Raw genomic sequence first — 16,683 nt, forward strand, 5'->3', positions numbered from 1 at the left:
TCGCTATCGTTCAATCCTTTTTGCCGAACAGCGCATCGGCCGCAGCGCGGTGCGCGGCGGCGGCGTCGCGGTGACGCGTGACGCGGGCGATCTCGGCCTCGAGCTGCGCGATTCTCGCGCTCAGCTCGTCCTGCGAATAGGGGTCCAGATCCTCGGTTGCGAGGCGGTCGGCGGCGTCGCCGCGGGGCCTTGGTCTGTCCTCGGGATCCATCGCGTCGCATCATCGCCTTTGCGGCGCATAGCTGTCAATGGTCCGGTTGCGATGCGGGCCTGCGCGCGATACACCACGCCCGGACGACAGGGCTGGGGGAATATGGGCGATACAATTCCGGACGAGATGACGGCCATCGGCTACGACGAGCCGGGCAAACCCGAGGTCTTGCGCCCCGAGCGGCTGCCGGTTCCGCGTCCCGAAGGCGGGCAGGTGCTGATCGCGGTCAGCCACGCCGGGGTCAACCGCCCCGATGTCATCCAGCGCCAGGGCTTCTACCCGCCGCCGCCCGGCGCCTCGCCGATCCCGGGGCTCGAGATTTCCGGCACCGTGGTCGCGGTCGGGCCCGATGCCGCGCCCGAACTGCTCAATCAGCCGGTCTGCGCGCTGGTGACCGGGGGCGGCTATGCGCAATATTGCCTCGCCCAGGCGACGCATTGCCTCCACATCCCCGAGAGCATGTCGATGGCCGAGGCCGGCGCCATTCCCGAAACGCTGTTCACCGTGTGGCACAACGTCTTCGAGCGCGGTTGGGCGCGCGAGGGCGAGACGCTGCTGGTCCACGGCGGCACCAGCGGGATCGGCACCATGGCGATCATGCTCGGCAAGGCCTTCGGGCTGACCGTCGTGACCACCTGCGGCAGCGAGGAGAAATGCGTCGCAGCGCGCGAGGTCGGCGCCGATCTGGCGATCAATTACAAGACCAGGGATTTCGTCGAGCATGTCCGCCAGTTCACCGATGGCAAGGGCGCCGATGTGGTGCTCGACATGGTGTCGGGCGAATACGTCCAGCGCAATCTCGATTGCCTCGCCGAGGACGGACGCCATGTCACCATTGCGGTGCTGGGCGGGCTCAGGGCCGAGATCAACATGGCCAAACTCATGGGCAAGCGTCACACGCTGACCGGATCGACGCTGCGCGCCCGGCCGGACGAATTCAAGGCGCTGCTCGCCGACGAGATCCACAACCATGCCTGGCCGCTGTTCGAGGATGGCAGCATCCGTCCGGTGATGGACAAAATCTTTCCGCTCGAACAGGCCGCGGAGGCGCATGCGCGGATGGAAGCGGGCGATCACATCGGAAAGATCGTCCTCGAAACAGGCGCTTGAGCCTATCCGGGAGAGGGATTTCGGGCATCGTACCGAACTGCCGCAGCGCCTCGAATGCGCAATATTGACGCGGACCCGTCACCGAACTGTGAATCGCCTGTAACAATACCCGTGCAAGGGTAGGCAGCTCTTGCAGGAAGGGACGTGTGCGATGACGCAGCTGCCTACCGATCTCGCCAGCCTCGCCAATGTGACCAGTTTTCCGATCGCGCAGCCGGTCGTGCCCGAACGCACACTGGGCGAGAGGCGCAAATTCCGCACCATCTGGATCAGCGACGTCCATCTGGGCACCAAGGGCTGCAACGCGGCCATGCTGATCGATTTCCTCGACCACACCGACAGCGAGACGATGTATCTGGTGGGCGACATCATCGACGGCTGGCGGCTCAAGAAGAAGTTCTACTGGCCGCCCGAGCACAACGACATCGTCTGGCGCGTGCTCAAGCGCGCGCATCGCGGCACCCGGATCGTCTATATCCCCGGCAATCACGACGAGATGGTGCGCCCCTTCTGCGGGATGAATTTCGGCGGGGTCGAGATCAAGCGCGCCGATGTCCACACCACCGCCGACGACCGTCGGCTGCTGGTGCTCCATGGCGACGAATTCGACACCATCATGCTGGCGCACCGCTGGCTCGCCTTCGTCGGCGACGCGCTCTACCATGTCATGATGGGGCTCAACGGCTGGGTGAATGCGATCCGCGACGGGCTCGGCCTACCCTATTGGTCGCTGTCCAAGGCGGCCAAGCACAAGGTCAAGAACGCGGTCGAGTTCATCTCGAAATACGAGGAAGTGGTCGCCCGCGCCGCCTCCGAACGCGGGGTCGACGGGGTGGTCTGCGGCCATATCCACACCGCCGAAATGCGCGATTTCGACGGTATCGCCTATTACAACGACGGCGACTGGGTCGAGGGCTGCAACGCGCTGGTCGAGCATTTCGACGGGACGATGGAGATCCTCCACTGGCCCGACGAGATCGCCAAACGCGAACCGCTCACCGAGCCGGCGCAGGAACCCGACCAGGCCGAGACGCTGGAAGCGGCGTGAAACGCAGCGATCTCGCCGGCGGCGAGATGCCGTGGCTCGCCCCGGCTCCCGAGCAGTCCGGCCCTGAGCGGCCCGGTCCCGAGCGGCCCGGTCCCGAACGAATCGCGATCGTCACCGATGCCTGGTTGCCGCAGATGAACGGTGTGGTGCGCACGCTGACCACCACCTGCGACCATCTGCGGGCGCTGGGGCACGAGGTGATGGTGATCTCGCCCGACCAGTTCGCTTCGATTCCCTGCCCGACCTATCCCGAGATCCGGCTGGCGCTGACCCGCCCCGGCGCGGTGGCGTCGCGGCTGCGCGAGTTTGCGCCGAACGCGATCCATATCGCCACCGAGGGTCCGCTGGGGCTGGCGGCGCGGCGCTATTGCGCAAAGGCGGGAGTGCGCTTCACTACCGCCTACCACACCCAGTTTCCCGACTATCTCGCCAAGCGAACGCATCTGCCGGCGGGCTGGTTCTGGCGCTACATCCGCTGGTTCCACGGTCCTGCGCGGCGCGTGCTGGTCGCGACCGAAAGCATCCGCGCGGAATTGCGGGCGCAGGGGCTGACGCAGCTCCATCACTGGAGCCGCGGCGTCGATCTCGCCTGCTTTGCGCCACAAGCTCCGCCCGCACCCGAATACGCCGGTCTGCCGCGTCCGATCCAGCTCTATGTCGGGCGAGTCGCGGTCGAGAAGAACATCGAGGCCTTCCTCGCCAGCAACCACCCCGGCAGCAAGGTGGTGGTAGGCGACGGCCCCGCGCTCGAGCGACTCACGGCCCTCTATCCCGAGGCGGTCTTTCTCGGGCGGCGCAGCGGTGCGGCGCTTGCCGGCTGCTACGCGGGGGCGGATGTCTTCGTCTTTCCCAGCCGCACCGACACCTTCGGGCTGGTGACGATCGAGGCGCTCGCCTGCGGCACCCCGGTGGCGGCCTACCCCGTTGCCGGGCCGCGCGATATTCTTACCGACGAGGTCGGCGCGATGGCCGAGAATCTCGACCGGGCGATCGCCGCTGCGCTCACCCGCGACCGCCGGGCCTGCGCGCAATTCGGCGCCGGCTTCAGCTGGGCCGCAGCGACCGGCCAGTTCCTTGCCGGGCTCGCCGCGATGGAGGTCCAGCCCCAGGCGGGTTGAATGCTTGCTCAACGCCCGCATGTGGCGTAGAAAGGGGTTCCAGCGGCCGCTCCGAAAGGGGCGGCCCTTCTATTTTCAGTCCAGCGAAAGTTTGCCCAATGGCCGACCAACCCAAACCGCTCATGCCGCATGCGACCGCCACCTGGCTGGTCGACAACACCGGCCTGGCCTTCGAACAGATCGCCCAGTTCTGCGGCCTGCACATCCTCGAGGTCCAGGCGATGGCGGACGATCTGGCGAGCTCCAAATACACGGGCCGCGATCCGGTCCATGCCGGCGAGCTGACGCAGGAAGAGATCGAGCGCGGCCAGGCGGATGCCGGCTACGCGCTCAAGATGCAGCGCGCTCCGGTCGAGGTCACCCGCACCAAGGGCCCGCGCTACACCCCCGTGTCGAAGCGCCAGGACAAGCCCGACGGCATCGCCTGGATCCTGCGCAACCACCCGGAAATCTCCGATGCGCAGATATCCAAGCTGATCGGCACCACGCGCAACACCATCGGCGCGATCCGCGAGCGCTCGCACTGGAACATCCAGAACATCCAGCCCAAGGATCCGGTCACTCTCGGCCTGTGCTCGCAGCGCGAACTCGACGCCGTGGTCGCCAAGGCTGCCAAGTCGATCGTCGCCGACGAGAATGCGGCGGAGCCCGAGATCAAGATCCCCGGCACCAGCGACCGCGAGAAGCTGATCGAGGAATTGCGCGCCGAGCGCGACACCAATCAGAAGGCCGCCGCCGAGGCTGCGCAGGAAGCCGAAGCCGCCGCCTGGCTCGAGAACAAGCGCGCCGAGGAAGCCGCGGGCGAAACCAAGAGCTGACGCGAACCGCTCCGCTCTCGCACCCAGCCGCACAAGCGGCCGACAAAGGCAGGCGGACCCGCGATCCGCCTGCCTTTTTGCTTGCCTTTGGAGGCCAGCGCGTCATGTTATTGACATGACTGTCAATAAGCTTTTTCCGCCCGTTCCGGCCAGCTATGGCCATGCCCGGCCCTGGGACGCCGAGATCGTTCCCGAGCTGCTGCACGGTATCCTCGAGCGCCAGGCCCAAGCACGCCCCGATGCGCGTCTGGTCGAGTTCCTCGGGCGCAACTACAGCTACCGCCAGATCCACACCGAGGCGCGGCGTTTCGCCTATGGGCTGATCGCGCGCGGGATCGCACGCGGCGACCGCGTCGGTCTCTTCCTCCCCAACGTCCCTGCCTATGTCTCGGCCTATTACGGGGCGATGATGGCGGGCGCGGTGGTGGTCAATTTCTCGCCGCTCTACACGGTCGAGGAACTCGCTCAGCAGGTCGAGGATTCGGGCACGAGGCTGCTGGTCACGCTCGATGCGCCCGCGCTGCTGCCAACCGCGGTGAAGGTGCTCGACGGCTCCTCGCTCGAAATGCTCGCGGTGGCCCGCCTCTCCGACATGCTGCCGCTGGTGAAGAGCCTGGCGCTGCGCACGCTGCGCCGCAGCCAGATCGCCGCCATCCCCGATCGCGCCGATGTCGCGCCCTTTGCCGACTGGCTGTCCGACACGCCGAGCGCGCTGCCGCAACTCGAAACCGGCGATCTCGCGCTGCTGCAATACACCGGCGGCACCACCGGTACCCCCAAGGGAGCGATGCTCTCGCACGCGAATCTGTCGAGCAATGCGATCCAGGTCGACATGATCGACCCTTTCGATCGCGAGCAGGCCGATATCGTCATGGGCGGGCTGCCGTTGTTCCACGTCTTCGCCAACACATGCGTGCTCAACCGCACGGTGGTGAAGGGCGGGGCGATGGTGCTGGTCCCGCGCTTCGAGCCGGGACAGGTGCTGGCGACGATCTCGCGGACCAAACCGGTCGCCTTCCCCGGCGTGCCGACGATGTTCCAGGCGCTGCTCGATCACAAGGACTTCGGCAAGACCGACTGGTCGTCGCTCAGGATCTGCATCTCGGGCGGCGCGCCGATGCCGGGGCCCTTGCGCGAGAAATTCGAAAGCGCGACCGGTGTCCGGCTGGTCGAGGGTTACGGGCTCACCGAGAGTTCGGGGGTGGTCTCGACCAACCCCTATGAAGGCTTGCGCAAGCACGGCACGATCGGTCAACCGGTTCCGGGCACGCAGGTCATGCTGCTCGAGAAGGAAGACCCGACCAGGCTCGCGCCCGATGGTGCGCCCGGCGAGCTGGTCATCCACGGGCCGCAGATCATGCAGGGCTACTGGAACCGGCCCGATACGCAGGCGAGCGCCTTTGCCGAGCACGACGGCCAAAGCTGGCTGCGCACCGGCGATGTCGCGACCATCGACGAGGAGGGTTTCCTCGCGATCGTCGACCGGATCAAGGACATGATCGCGGTCGGCGGGTTCAAGGTCTTCCCGAGCCAGGTCGAGACAGTCCTGCTCGAGCATCCGATGGTCAAGGAGGCGCTGGTGATCGGCCATCCCGACCCCTATCTCGGCGAACATCCGATGGCCTATGTGACGCTCAACCAGGAGGAAGGCGTGGCCCCGCCCGCGGGGGACGAGCTGAAGGACTGGCTCAACGCGCGCGTCGGCAAGCACGAACGCGTGGAGGATGTGATCGTCCGCGCGGACCTGCCCAAGACGATGATCGGCAAGCTGGACCGCAAGGCGCTGCGCGCCGAGGTCCTGCCTCAATAAGGCGGGCCTACCGCCGCATCACTGCGCGATGGCGAGCCTGGGTTCGTCGCTGTTGGCGGCGTCCTGATGCTCGGTCCCGGACTCGAGGGCCTTTCCGGTCGCGCGCGGCGCGAAACGTCCTTCGACCTCGGCTCCCTGCTCGATCGTCAGCGCATCGTAATGGACGTCGCCGTCGATACGGGCGGTCTTGAGGATCACGAGCTCGCGCGCCGAGATCGAGCCGACCACGGTGCCCGCGAGACGGGCAGTCTCGGCCGTCACTGCGCCGGTGATCGTGCTGCCTTCGCCCTGAACCAGCGCGGCGCAGGCAATATCGCCCTCGACCGAGCCATCGATATGCAGGTCGGCGGAGGCCTCGATATTGCCGCGGATGGAAATATCCGTGCCGATGACCGAGAAGGTCGAGGAAGAATTGCGCGTTGCCATGGGTCTCTCGGTTCTAGCGGCTGGGACGCGCGGACGCGCGTCGGACTTCTTTGAGAACATTGGGAGCCGTCTCCAGGAATGGGCGGGGATTGACGGCCCGGCCGTCGATGCGGACTTCGAAATGGAGGTGCGAGCCGGTCGAACGACCGGTGCTGCCCATCGCGGCGATGGCGGTCCCGGCCTCGACCTGCTGGCCGGCCTGGACCTTGAAGGCGGAAAGATGCGCATAGCGCGTCATCAAGCCGCCGCCATGATCGATTTCGACCGTGTTGCCATAGCCGGACCTGCGCCCGACGAAGCTTACCCGGCCCTTGGATGCCGCGGCGATCGGTGTCCCCTGCGGACCGGCGAAATCGAGCCCGCTGTGCATCGCGCCGCGGCCGTTGAAGGGGTCGCGGCGGAAGCCGAAGCTCGAGGAGAGCCGGGTGTTGGCGGGCTTGAAGTGCGGCAGCGCGTCGAGCGAGGTCTCGAGCGCGCTCATCCGCGCGAGGCTCAGGCCGAGGCGTTCGAAGCGCGGGTCGAGAGCATCGTCGCTGCCGGTGGTGAGCTTCTCGAGCGGACCACCCATCGCCTCGCGCTCGGCGCGGCGCAGCACGGTGTCGGGGTTGAGGCCGAGAGTGCGCAGCGCAGCGGCGGCGCGGCTGGAGCGTTCGTCGGCGAAACGGGTCATACCTTCGACGAAGGCGAGCTGGCGCGCTTCGATCATGGCCAGGTCGGCGGCTTCGGGAACGACCATCGAGACCTTTTCGACCGTCGCGGCGGCGGCGGTATCGGAATCGCCTGCGGCAGGCACGATCACATCGGCGGGGAGCGAGGCGACCATGTCCTCGATGAATTTCTGGCGCCGCTGGAGATCGTCGGTGACCTCGTCGATATCGTCGCGGTAGTTTGCCAGCCGCTCCTCGGAATCAGCGACCCGGTGTTCGCGCTCGGCAAGCACGACGCGATCGGTGGACGCGCGGTATTGCGACCAGCTGATCGCTCCCAACGTCCCGATGAAAGCGAACAGAGCCGCCGCGCCGAGACCGGCGGCGGTCATTTGAACTCGCGAGGAGACGGTCACGAAGCGGACCTGGCCCTCGGAGCGCATGAAGAATTCCCGGTCGGGAAACCAGCTGCGCACACGGCGAACCCAGCCGCCAGCGGTGGTATTATCGGACAAATTCGACCCCGTCTTTTTGACTTCAGACCCTCGCCCCGGCCACTAACAGCGATTGTTAAGCCATGCGAATCTCAGCCCGCAGAAATGGCCAGAGCGAAAGCGTGGCGGGATGAACGGTTGATCGGCAGCGAATTTTATTGTGATTCGCGGGAACGAAACGCGCTGCAGCGTTTTGGAATGTGTCGATCCTCCGGGGATTCGCCTCTCGCCCTGCAAGCTGACAGCGCCGAATCGGCCTGCTACGCGAGTCGCGTGCCTGCCATTCCCCCTCTCGCACCCGGTCGTCCCGAGGTTTCTTCCGTGTTCCGAGTTCGTTTGTGAGCGCCCGATCGCGGGCGCGCCGACGGATCGGGCTATTGGGCGGCAGTTTCAATCCGGCGCATGGCGGGCACCGCCGGATTTCACTCTTCGCGAAGCAGGCGCTCGGTTTCGACGAAGTCTGGTGGCTGGTCTCGCCCGGCAATCCGCTCAAGCCCGAGGCCGGGATGGCCCCGCTCGCGGCCCGCTTCGCCTCCGCCACGCTGCAGGCGCGCCGCGCGCCGATACGCGTGACTGCGATCGAGCGAGAACTCGGCACCCGCTACACCGTCGATACTCTAAAGGTTCTGCGCCGCCGCTATCGCAAATTCGACTTCTGCTGGCTGATGGGCTCCGACAATCTGGCGCAATTTCACCGCTGGCGCGACTGGCGCGGCATTGCCCGCAGCATGCCGATTGCGGTGATCGCCCGACCCGGCTATGATGGCGCTGCCCTCGCGAGCCCCGCGATGGCCTGGCTGCGGCGCTTTTCCGTTTCCGCCGCCAGTCTTGCAAGAGGGGACGATTGGAGTGCGCCGGCTCTGGTGATTCTGCGTTTCGATCCGGACGAAAGCTCGGCCACGGCCATCCGCCGGGCCGATCCCGACTGGGTTGAACGCCTCGGTTCGCGATCTTTGCGCGACCAGGTGACACGCCGGTTGATTGCCGATCGCGCCGTCCGAATCGATCCCGAAGGCAGAACCCCGACCGGCATGGACGAGGAAACACAAGCACGATGACGTGCGTTGTGTCTTCATGCCCTCTCTTTTTCTCTACAGGAGTATGATCCACGCCGATGACTCAGGCGCACACATTGTCGGCAGCCGCCGACACCGCTCAGGCTCCGTCGATGCATAGCGACGGCACCGATCCGCTGCTCGACCTCGTCCTGCAGCATCTCGAGGACGATCAGGCCCAGGAGGTCGTGACCATCGACCTCGAAGGCAAAAGCTCGATCGCCGATCACATGGTGATCGCCTCGGGCCGCTCGACGCGTCAGGTCGCCTCGATCGCGCAGAAGCTGGCGGAGAAGATCAAGAAGGCCGGCTTCGGTCCGGTCAAGCTCGAAGGCCTGCCCGCGGGCGACTGGGTGCTGCTCGATGCCGGCGATATCGTCGTTCATCTGTTTCGCCCCGAGGTCCGCAGCTTCTACAATCTGGAGCGGATGTGGGCCTTCGGCGACGCGCCGCCGGCCGGCGCCGCTGGCACGGCCTAGGCCCACCCTCTCACCGGGAACGCGATCGTGCTGCTCCATGTGATCGCACGCGGCAAGCTGGGCCGCAGTCCCGAAGCCGAGCTGGTCGCCCGTTACGAAAAGCGGCTGACCTGGCCGACCCGCTTCACCGAACTGCCGGAGACCGGGGGGCGCGCACCCGAGCCCCAGACCCCGCATCGCACCGTGCTGCTCGACGAGCGCGGACGCGATCTGGGCTCGGAGGAATTCGCCGCTATTCTCGAGCGCTGGCGCGATGACGGCATCCGCGAGGCTCGCTTCGTACTGGGCGCCGCCGACGGCCATTCGCCCGAGGAGCGCGCCGGGGCGGACCTGCTGCTCGCTTTCGGCAAGGCGACCTGGCCGCATCTGCTGGCGCGCGCGATGCTGGCCGAACAGCTCTACCGCGCGACCACCATCATCGCCGGGCACCCCTATCATCGTGCGTGACCTGTCCGTTATAGTGACGTCATGACGCGCGTTCTTGCCGCCAGCCTGCTGGGCCTTCTTGCGCTCTGCTTCTGGCTGGGCGCCGACGGGCCGGGCCAGGCGCAATCCGCCTCGCGGTTCGAGGATGCGCCGCAGGCACGCGCCGCGCTTGCATTGGCGCGCCAGCAGGCGGTCCGCGCCCGCGCCCGCGCGGAGCGCTTCGAGCGCGAGGCCGCCAGTTCGGCGCAGGCCTCGGACAAGGCGCAGGCCGAATCCGCCGCGCTGGCGGCGCGGATCCAGCAGGTCGAGGCAGGGATCGGCATCGCCGAGGCGCAGCTTGCCCTGATCAACACCGAACGGCGTCTGCTCGACATCCGGCTGGGCGAGCGCCGCGAACCGATCGTCCAGCTCACCAGCGCGCTGCAGACGCTGGTCCGGCGCCCGCTCTCGCTCAGCCTGCTGGCTCCCGGCTCGCTGCGCGACACGGTCTATCTCGGCGCCGTGCTCGACAGCACCGTGCCGCTGGTGCGCGAAACCACCGCCGATCTGCGCGCCGAGCTCGACCGCGCCGCCGTGCTGCAGGGGGAGGCGCGCGACAATGTCGCCGCGCGCCGCGCCAGCGAAGCGCAGCTGGCGCAGCGCCGCACCGAACTGGTCGCCATGGCGCAGCGCGAGCGGATCGATGCCCGCCGGGCGGCCGGAGCGGCGGATCGCGAGGCGCTGCGTGCTCTCGCCTTGGGCGAGCGCGCACGCGACATCGACGGGTTGATCGAGGAACTCGAACAAGTCGGCGATCTGCGCGAGCGGCTGGCGGCGCTCCCGGGTCCGATCCCGCGCCTCTCCGATCCCTCCCTGGCCCGCACCGCCGCTGCCGCGCCGCCGCCTTCGCCCACGCCGTCCGCCACCGCCCCACCCCGCCGCTATCGCCTGCCGGTGGACGGGCGGCTGGTGGCAGCCTTCGGGTCACGCGAGGATGGCGGAGGACGGCGCAACGGATTGCAGCTCCTTCCGCGCAGCGGCGCGCAGGTCGTCGCCCCGGGGGCGGGGCGGATCGCCTTCGCAGGCCCCTACCGCGGCTATGGCACCATCGTCATCATCGAGCACGCCAATGGCTGGACCAGCCTGGTGACCGGACTGTCGGAATTGGCGGCGCGGGTCGGCCAGAACGTCGTCGCCGGCTCGCCGCTCGGCATGGCGGAGCTGCGCGATCCCCTGGTCGCGCTGGAGCTTCGCCGCGAGGGCGAACCGGTCAATCCGCTCGATTTCATCGTCTGACAGGATCGCAGGGCCTGCGTGCCGCTGCGCCTGCCGATGCGCCTGCAGGTCGCGCAGGACCGGTCGTCGATCCTCAGCTAGCGTTAACCGCGCACAGTGGATAGAATGGCGCGAGACATGATTGGACACCTGCCATGAAATTCGCCGAACTCGCCCGCAGCGCCGCGCTGGTCACCGCGGTCGCCCTGATCCCCGCCACCACCGCCGGTCTGGCGCAGGTGGATGCGCGCGCAGGGCCGGAATTCGCCAGCCTTTTCGCCGCCTACCAGCGGATCAAGGCGAGCTATGTCGAACCGGTCGAGGACGATGTGCTGATCCGCGGCGCGATCGACGGCATGCTCGCCGCGCTCGATCCGCACTCGGCCTATCTCGACGGTTCGGACCTTCAGCGGCTCGAGACGATGATCGACGGCAATTATTCGGGCCTCGGCCTCTCGGTCGTGCTCGAGGATGGCGCGGTCAAGGTGATCTCGCCCTTCCGCGGCAGCCCCGCCGAGGATGCCGGGATGAAGGCGGGCGACTACATCACCCATCTCGACGGCGAACTGATCTACGGCGGCGACCTCGACGAAGCGGTGGCACGGATGCGCGGACCCGCCGGCAGTGCGATCCGCTTGACCATCTTCCGCCCGGGCCGCGACGAACCTTTCGATGTCAGCGTGACCCGCGGCGTGATCGAGCTCGAGCCGGTCACCCATGAACTCATGCCGGGCAACATCGGCCACATCATGGTCAACGAATTCTCGCGCGATGTCGGCAGCGATGTCCTCGCATCGTGGGATGCCCTCAAGCAGCAGGCCAGCGGACGCTTGAGCGGTCTCGTGCTCGATATGCGCTCCAATCCGGGCGGCTCGCTCGACGAGGCGGTGGCTCTGTCCGACCTGTTCCTCGACGATGGCCGCATCGTCTCGCAGCGCGGCCGCGCGCGGGGCGAAAGCGTGGTCTACGAGGCGGAGACCGTGTTCCGTGGCGATATCGCCGAGGGCGTGCCAATCGTGGTCCTGATCGATGCTGGCTCGGCTTCTGCCTCCGAAATCGTCGCCGGCGCGCTGCAGGATCATCGCCGCGCGGTGATCATGGGCGATCGCAGCTTCGGCAAGGGCAGCGTCCAGTCGCTGCTGCCGCTGGGCCGCGATTCGGCCCTGAAGCTCACCACCGCGCGCTATTACACCCCAGCCGGCCATTCGGTGCAGGAAGGCGGGATCAAGCCCGATATCGCGGTCCCGCAATTGTCCGATCCCGATCTGGCCAAGCGCTCGCGCTTCACCATGCGCGAATCGGATCTGCGCGGACATCTGATCAACGAGCTGAAGCTCGAGGATTCGGCGCTCGAGACCGACAAGCGCGAGGACCCCCGCTTCACCAAGACCGCCGAGGAACTCAAGGACGAAGGCATCGAGGATTTCCAGCTGCATTACGCGCTCGAAACGCTGCGCCGCACCTCGCCCAATGCGGTGGCGGCCCGGCGCTAACGGCGCTATCGAGGCTCGATGACCGTTTCGCCATCCTTCCGCCTCGCGCGGCAACTGGCCCTTGGGATTCCCGCCCTCCTGCTCGGGGGCGCCTATATCTCGGAATACGGCTTCGGCCTGCATCCTTGCGAAATGTGCTGGTGGCAACGCTGGCCGCACTTCGCCGCGATCGCGCTGGCGCTGCTTTCGTTCCGCGCGCCGCGCGCAGGCTTGTGGGTCGCGCTCGCCGCGCTGGCGATTCTGGTTTCCGGGGCGATCGGCGGGTTTCATGCCGGGGTCGAATATGGCTGGTGGGAAGGGCTGACGGGCTGCGCCACCATTGTCCCACAAGACGGGATCAGCGCGCTGGATTCGATCATGAATGCTCCGATGATCCGCTGCGACGAGGCACCCTGGAGCCTGTTGGGGGTTTCGCTGGCAGGTTGGAACTTCATCATCTCGATCGCCGGGGGCCTCGCGATCCTCATTCTGCTTTCACGGAGCAAGCCTCATGCCCAAGCCTGACATCCACCGCATGATCCGCGTCGACCAGGCGGGCGAGTTCGGCGCGACCCGCATCTATGCCGGCCAGCTGGCGGTGATGGGCGACCGCGGGCCGCATTCGGCGGAGATCGCGGGCATGGCCGAACAGGAAGCGCAGCATCGCGCCAAATTCGATGCGCTGATGGCGCGTCGCAGCGTCCGTCCTACCGCGTTGCAGCCCTTCTGGTCGGTCGCGGGCTATGCGCTGGGCGCGGCGACCGCGCTGCTCGGCCCCGAGGCGGCGATGGCCTGCACCGCCGCAGTCGAGGAGGAGATCGACCGCCACTATTCGGACCAGCTCGACGAGCTCGAGGAGGATGGCGGCGATCCCGAACTGGCCGGAATGATCGCCGAATTCCGCGAGGACGAGCGCGAGCACCGCGATGCCGCGCTCGCCGCCGGGGCCGAAAACGCGCCCGCCTATCCGCTGCTCTCGGGGCTGATCCGACTGGGTTGCCGCACCGCGATCAAGGTGTCCGAGCGCATCTGAACGGGGAACGCCGCGCGTTCCGGCGCGCTTCAGGACTTATTCACGCCGCCGCGCCCTTACTGACGGGCCGTTGAGAGGATTACCATGACCAGACGCCCGCTTGCCGCCCTGATGCTCGCCGCCGCAGCCTGTCTTGCGAGCCCGCTCGCCGCCCAGGGCAGCGGCGGGGACAAGGTCAATATGGTCATCCTCTACGGCGACGATGCCGCGCCCGAGCCCGTCGGCGACGAGATCGTCGTGGTCGCCCGGCTGCCCGAGGCCGACCGCTTCCGCATCCCCGAATCGCTGCGCTACAGCGACAATCCGGCCAACACGAGCTGGGCCGAGCGGGTCGAGCGGCTCGATATCGTCGGCGATTTCGGTATCCTGTCTTGCAGCCCCGTCGGCCTTGGCGGTTCGAGCGGCTGCACCCAGGAAATGATTGCCGCTGCCTATGCCGACCGCGAGAATGCCTCCTCGGTCCGGTTCGGTCAGTTGATCGAGGCGGCGCGCGCCGAACGGCTGGCGCAGATCGACGAACTTGCCGCCGAAGAGCAGGAACGCGTCGAGCAGATCGAGCAGGAATATCTCGAGCGGCTCGAAAGCCAGCGCGATGCCGAACTGTCCGCGACTGCGCGCGACGCCTCGCCGCCGCCGCTCATCGATCGTTCCGAACGCATCCCGCCGGCCGAGCCGTCGAAGGATACGCCGTTCGACGACGACAGCGAAATCGTCCAGCCGCTCGGACCGCAGGTCCCGGCGCGCGAACCCGGCTCGTGATGCGGGACTGACACGGGCCCTCGAACTGCGCTAGAGCGGCAGGGATGACCCAGCCGCGCAAGATTCTGACCGTGTTCGGGACTCGTCCCGAAGCCATCAAGCTGTTCCCGCTGATCCACGCGCTGGAGGCGGACGAGCGCTTCGTCTCGCGGGTCTGCGTCTCGGCGCAGCACCGCGGCATGCTCGATCAGGTGCTCGAGATTACCGGCATCGCGCCGCATCACGATCTCGACCTGATGACCCCGGGGCAGACGCTCGATGCGTTGACCGCACGTGCGCTGACCGGGATCGGGGAGGTGCTCGATCGCGAAAAGCCCGACCGGGTCGTGGTCCAGGGCGACACCACCACGGTGATGGCCGGTGCGCTCGCGGCCTATTACCGCCAGATCCCGGTCTGCCATGTCGAGGCAGGCCTGCGCAGCGGCGACATCCACCATCCCTGGCCCGAGGAGGTCAACCGCAAGGTCGTCGGCACTTTCGCCGCGCTGCATTGCGCACCCACCGAGACCGCCGCCGCCGCATTGCGGCGCGAGAATGTCGATCCCGCGACCATCCAGGTCACCGGCAACACGGTGATCGACGCGCTGCAATGGGTCACGGCGAAGATCGCCGCGCAGCCCGATCTGGCTTCCGGTCTCGTCCCGCTCGAGCAGCGCTTTGCGGGCAAGCGGATCATCGGCGTGACCAGCCATCGCCGCGAGAATTTCGGCGAGGGGATGCGCGGGATCGCGGAGGCGGTGCGGCGGATCGCGCAGCGCGACGATGTCGCGGTGATCTTCCCGGTCCATCTCAACCCCAATGTCCGCGCTGTGATGGAGGCCGAGCTCGCCGGGCTCGACAATGTCGCGCTGATCGAACCGCTCGATTATCCGCATTTCGCCCGCCTGCTCGATATTGCCACGCTGATGCTGACCGACAGCGGCGGGGTGCAGGAAGAGGCGCCCGCGCTGGGCAAGCCGGTCCTGGTGATGCGCGAGACCACCGAGCGGCCCGAAGGAGTCGCGGCCGGAACCGCGAGGCTGGTCGGGACGGATCCCGACGTCATCGTAGCCGAGACGGCACGGCTGCTCGACGACGCGGAGGCCTATGCCGCCATGGCCCGCGCGCACAATCCCTTCGGCGACGGATGCTCGGCGCTGCGGATCTGCGATCTGCTCGCGGAGTGATCCGCACCGGTTTGCGCGCACGCGTTACTGTAAAATTTACCGACAGAGACTAGGGCCGGGGCGAACACTTCAGGGAAACGCTATTCATGCGCGGTGATATCAAACCCGACGTCTGCGTCATCGGCCTGGGCTATATCGGCTTGCCCACAGCGGCGATCATCGCCCGCTCGGGCTGCCCGGTCCACGGGCTCGACGTCTCGCAGAGCGTGGTCGACACGATCAATCGCGGCGAAATCCATATCGAGGAGGTCGATCTCGACGGGCTGGTACAGGCGGCGGTCCAGCGCGGGCTGCTCACGGCCTCGACCCGGATCGCGCCCGCCGATGTCTTCGTCATCGCGGTGCCCACGCCTTTCGCGAAGGACGGCAATCACACGCCCGACACCAGCTATGTGATGGCGGCCGCAGCCCAGATCGCGAGTGTGCTCAAGAAGGGCGACACGGTGATCCTCGAATCGACCTGCCCGGTGGGAACCACCGGAGCTTTGCGCGATCTGATCGCCCGTGAGCGCAGCGACCTGGCGCTGCCCGGCCTGTGCGAAGGCACGCCCGACGTCTCGATCGCCTATTGCCCCGAGCGCGTGCTGCCGGGGAAGATTCTCGAGGAGCTGACTCACAACGACCGCTCGATCGGCGGCATCACTCCGCGCTGCGCGCGCAAGGCGCTGGCCTTCTACAAGCGCTTCGTGAAGGGCGAATGCGTTACCACCGATGTCCGTTCGGCGGAGATGACCAAGCTGGTCGAAAACGCCTTTCGCGACGTCAACATCGCCTTCGCCAACGAGCTTTCGATGATCGCCGACCGGCAGGGGCTCGACGTCTGGGAGGTGATCCGCCTCGCCAACCGCCACCCGCGGGTCAACATCCTCAGCCCCGGGCCCGGGGTCGGCGGCCATTGCATCGCGGTGGATCCCTGGTTCATCGTCCATGGTGCGCCCGATGATGCCCGGATCATTCGTCAGGCGCGTGAGACCAACGACGCCAAGATGGCGCATGTGCTGGCCCGCGCCACGGCGCTGATTGCGGCGCATCCCGATCAGCGGGTCGCCTGCCTCGGACTGGCCTTCAAAGCGAACATCGACGATTTCCGCGAAAGTCCCGCGCGCTTCGTCGCCGCCGGGCTGGCGCGCGAATTCGGCGAGCGGGTCCATGTTGTCGAACCCTATGCCGGTGAACTCCCGCCCGAATTCGACGGGACGGGCGCCCTTCTGGTCGATCTCGACACCGCGCTCGAGGAATGCGGCATCATCGTGGTGCTGGTCGATCACGACATCTTCAAGGTCGTCCCGCCCGAGGAGCGCGAAGGCGCGCTGGTCTACGATACGAGGGGCATCTGGCCCGACGTCGCCTGAGCCTG

General features: G+C 67.3%; 18 protein-coding genes. 15 read left to right on the top strand and 3 right to left on the bottom strand.

The window, feature by feature from the left end:
- Positions 1-10: 10 nt before the first annotated feature.
- A complete protein-coding gene (locus ACQ5J0_RS06265; protein WP_462569694.1) occupies positions 11-211 on the bottom strand; it encodes a DUF1192 family protein in 201 nt (66 codons plus the stop codon).
- A gap of 102 nt (positions 212-313) precedes the next feature.
- On the opposite strand from ACQ5J0_RS06265, the gene ACQ5J0_RS06270 reads away from it, so the two are divergent.
- The 5 genes from ACQ5J0_RS06270 (at position 314) to ACQ5J0_RS06290 (ending at position 6,115) form a co-directional block, all read left to right on the top strand.
- Positions 314-1,321, top strand: a complete 1,008-nt coding sequence (locus ACQ5J0_RS06270) for an NAD(P)H-quinone oxidoreductase (protein WP_462569696.1) — start codon at positions 314-316, stop codon at positions 1,319-1,321.
- 151 nt (positions 1,322-1,472) lie between these two features.
- Positions 1,473-2,369: a UDP-2,3-diacylglucosamine diphosphatase gene (locus ACQ5J0_RS06275; protein WP_462569698.1), complete on the top strand. Its 897-nt coding sequence runs from the start codon at positions 1,473-1,475 to the stop codon at positions 2,367-2,369.
- 134 nt (positions 2,370-2,503) lie between these two features.
- Entirely contained in the window at positions 2,504-3,487 is a 984-nt protein-coding gene (locus ACQ5J0_RS06280) for a glycosyltransferase family 4 protein (RefSeq protein WP_462570068.1), read from the top strand.
- Positions 3,488-3,585: 98 nt separating this feature from the next.
- Complete coding sequence (locus ACQ5J0_RS06285; protein ID WP_462569700.1) at positions 3,586-4,305, top strand: DUF1013 domain-containing protein; 720 nt, start codon at positions 3,586-3,588, stop codon at positions 4,303-4,305.
- A 115-nt stretch (positions 4,306-4,420) separates the two neighbouring features.
- Positions 4,421-6,115, top strand: a complete 1,695-nt coding sequence (locus tag ACQ5J0_RS06290) for an AMP-binding protein (RefSeq protein ID WP_462569702.1) — start codon at positions 4,421-4,423, stop codon at positions 6,113-6,115.
- 18 nt (positions 6,116-6,133) lie between these two features.
- On the opposite strand, the gene ACQ5J0_RS06295 is transcribed toward ACQ5J0_RS06290, so the two are convergent.
- Together ACQ5J0_RS06295 and ACQ5J0_RS06300 are read right to left on the bottom strand one after the other, a co-directional pair.
- Positions 6,134-6,541, bottom strand: coding sequence for a bactofilin family protein (locus tag ACQ5J0_RS06295; protein ID WP_462569704.1), 408 nt, complete (start codon positions 6,539-6,541; stop codon positions 6,134-6,136).
- A gap of 13 nt (positions 6,542-6,554) precedes the next feature.
- Positions 6,555-7,703, bottom strand: coding sequence for a M23 family metallopeptidase (locus ACQ5J0_RS06300; protein WP_462569706.1), 1,149 nt, complete (start codon positions 7,701-7,703; stop codon positions 6,555-6,557).
- Positions 7,704-8,020: 317 nt separating this feature from the next.
- Here ACQ5J0_RS06300 and ACQ5J0_RS06305 point away from each other — a divergent pair, with 317 nt between their 5' ends.
- From ACQ5J0_RS06305 to wecC, 10 genes are all read left to right on the top strand, one after another.
- Positions 8,021-8,740, top strand: a complete 720-nt coding sequence (locus ACQ5J0_RS06305) for a nicotinate-nucleotide adenylyltransferase (protein WP_462569708.1) — start codon at positions 8,021-8,023, stop codon at positions 8,738-8,740.
- 56 nt (positions 8,741-8,796) lie between these two features.
- Complete coding sequence (gene rsfS / locus ACQ5J0_RS06310; protein WP_462569709.1) at positions 8,797-9,216, top strand: ribosome silencing factor; 420 nt, start codon at positions 8,797-8,799, stop codon at positions 9,214-9,216.
- Between the two features lie 27 nt (positions 9,217-9,243).
- On the top strand, positions 9,244-9,663 hold the full coding sequence (locus ACQ5J0_RS06315) for a 23S rRNA (pseudouridine(1915)-N(3))-methyltransferase RlmH (RefSeq protein ID WP_462569710.1): 420 nt from the start codon (positions 9,244-9,246) through the stop codon (positions 9,661-9,663).
- Positions 9,664-9,684: 21 nt separating this feature from the next.
- Complete coding sequence (locus ACQ5J0_RS06320) at positions 9,685-10,917, top strand: murein hydrolase activator EnvC family protein (RefSeq protein ID WP_462569711.1); 1,233 nt, start codon at positions 9,685-9,687, stop codon at positions 10,915-10,917.
- 134 nt (positions 10,918-11,051) lie between these two features.
- A complete protein-coding gene (locus ACQ5J0_RS06325; RefSeq protein ID WP_462569713.1) occupies positions 11,052-12,389 on the top strand; it encodes a S41 family peptidase in 1,338 nt (445 codons plus the stop codon).
- 18 nt (positions 12,390-12,407) lie between these two features.
- Entirely contained in the window at positions 12,408-12,893 is a 486-nt protein-coding gene (locus ACQ5J0_RS06330) for a disulfide bond formation protein B (RefSeq protein WP_462569714.1), read from the top strand.
- On the top strand, positions 12,880-13,401 hold the full coding sequence (locus ACQ5J0_RS06335; RefSeq protein WP_462569715.1) for a demethoxyubiquinone hydroxylase family protein: 522 nt from the start codon (positions 12,880-12,882) through the stop codon (positions 13,399-13,401). Before ACQ5J0_RS06330 ends, ACQ5J0_RS06335 begins: the two co-directional genes overlap by 14 nt.
- Positions 13,402-13,485: 84 nt before the next feature.
- A complete protein-coding gene (locus ACQ5J0_RS06340; protein WP_462569716.1) occupies positions 13,486-14,160 on the top strand; it encodes a hypothetical protein in 675 nt (224 codons plus the stop codon).
- Between the two features lie 44 nt (positions 14,161-14,204).
- Positions 14,205-15,326: a non-hydrolyzing UDP-N-acetylglucosamine 2-epimerase gene (gene wecB, locus ACQ5J0_RS06345; protein ID WP_462569717.1), complete on the top strand. Its 1,122-nt coding sequence runs from the start codon at positions 14,205-14,207 to the stop codon at positions 15,324-15,326.
- Positions 15,327-15,412: 86 nt separating this feature from the next.
- Entirely contained in the window at positions 15,413-16,678 is a 1,266-nt protein-coding gene (gene wecC / locus ACQ5J0_RS06350) for a UDP-N-acetyl-D-mannosamine dehydrogenase (RefSeq protein WP_462569718.1), read from the top strand.
- Positions 16,679-16,683 lie beyond the last annotated feature (5 nt).

The organism is Qipengyuania sp. SM2512, from assembly GCF_054954005.1.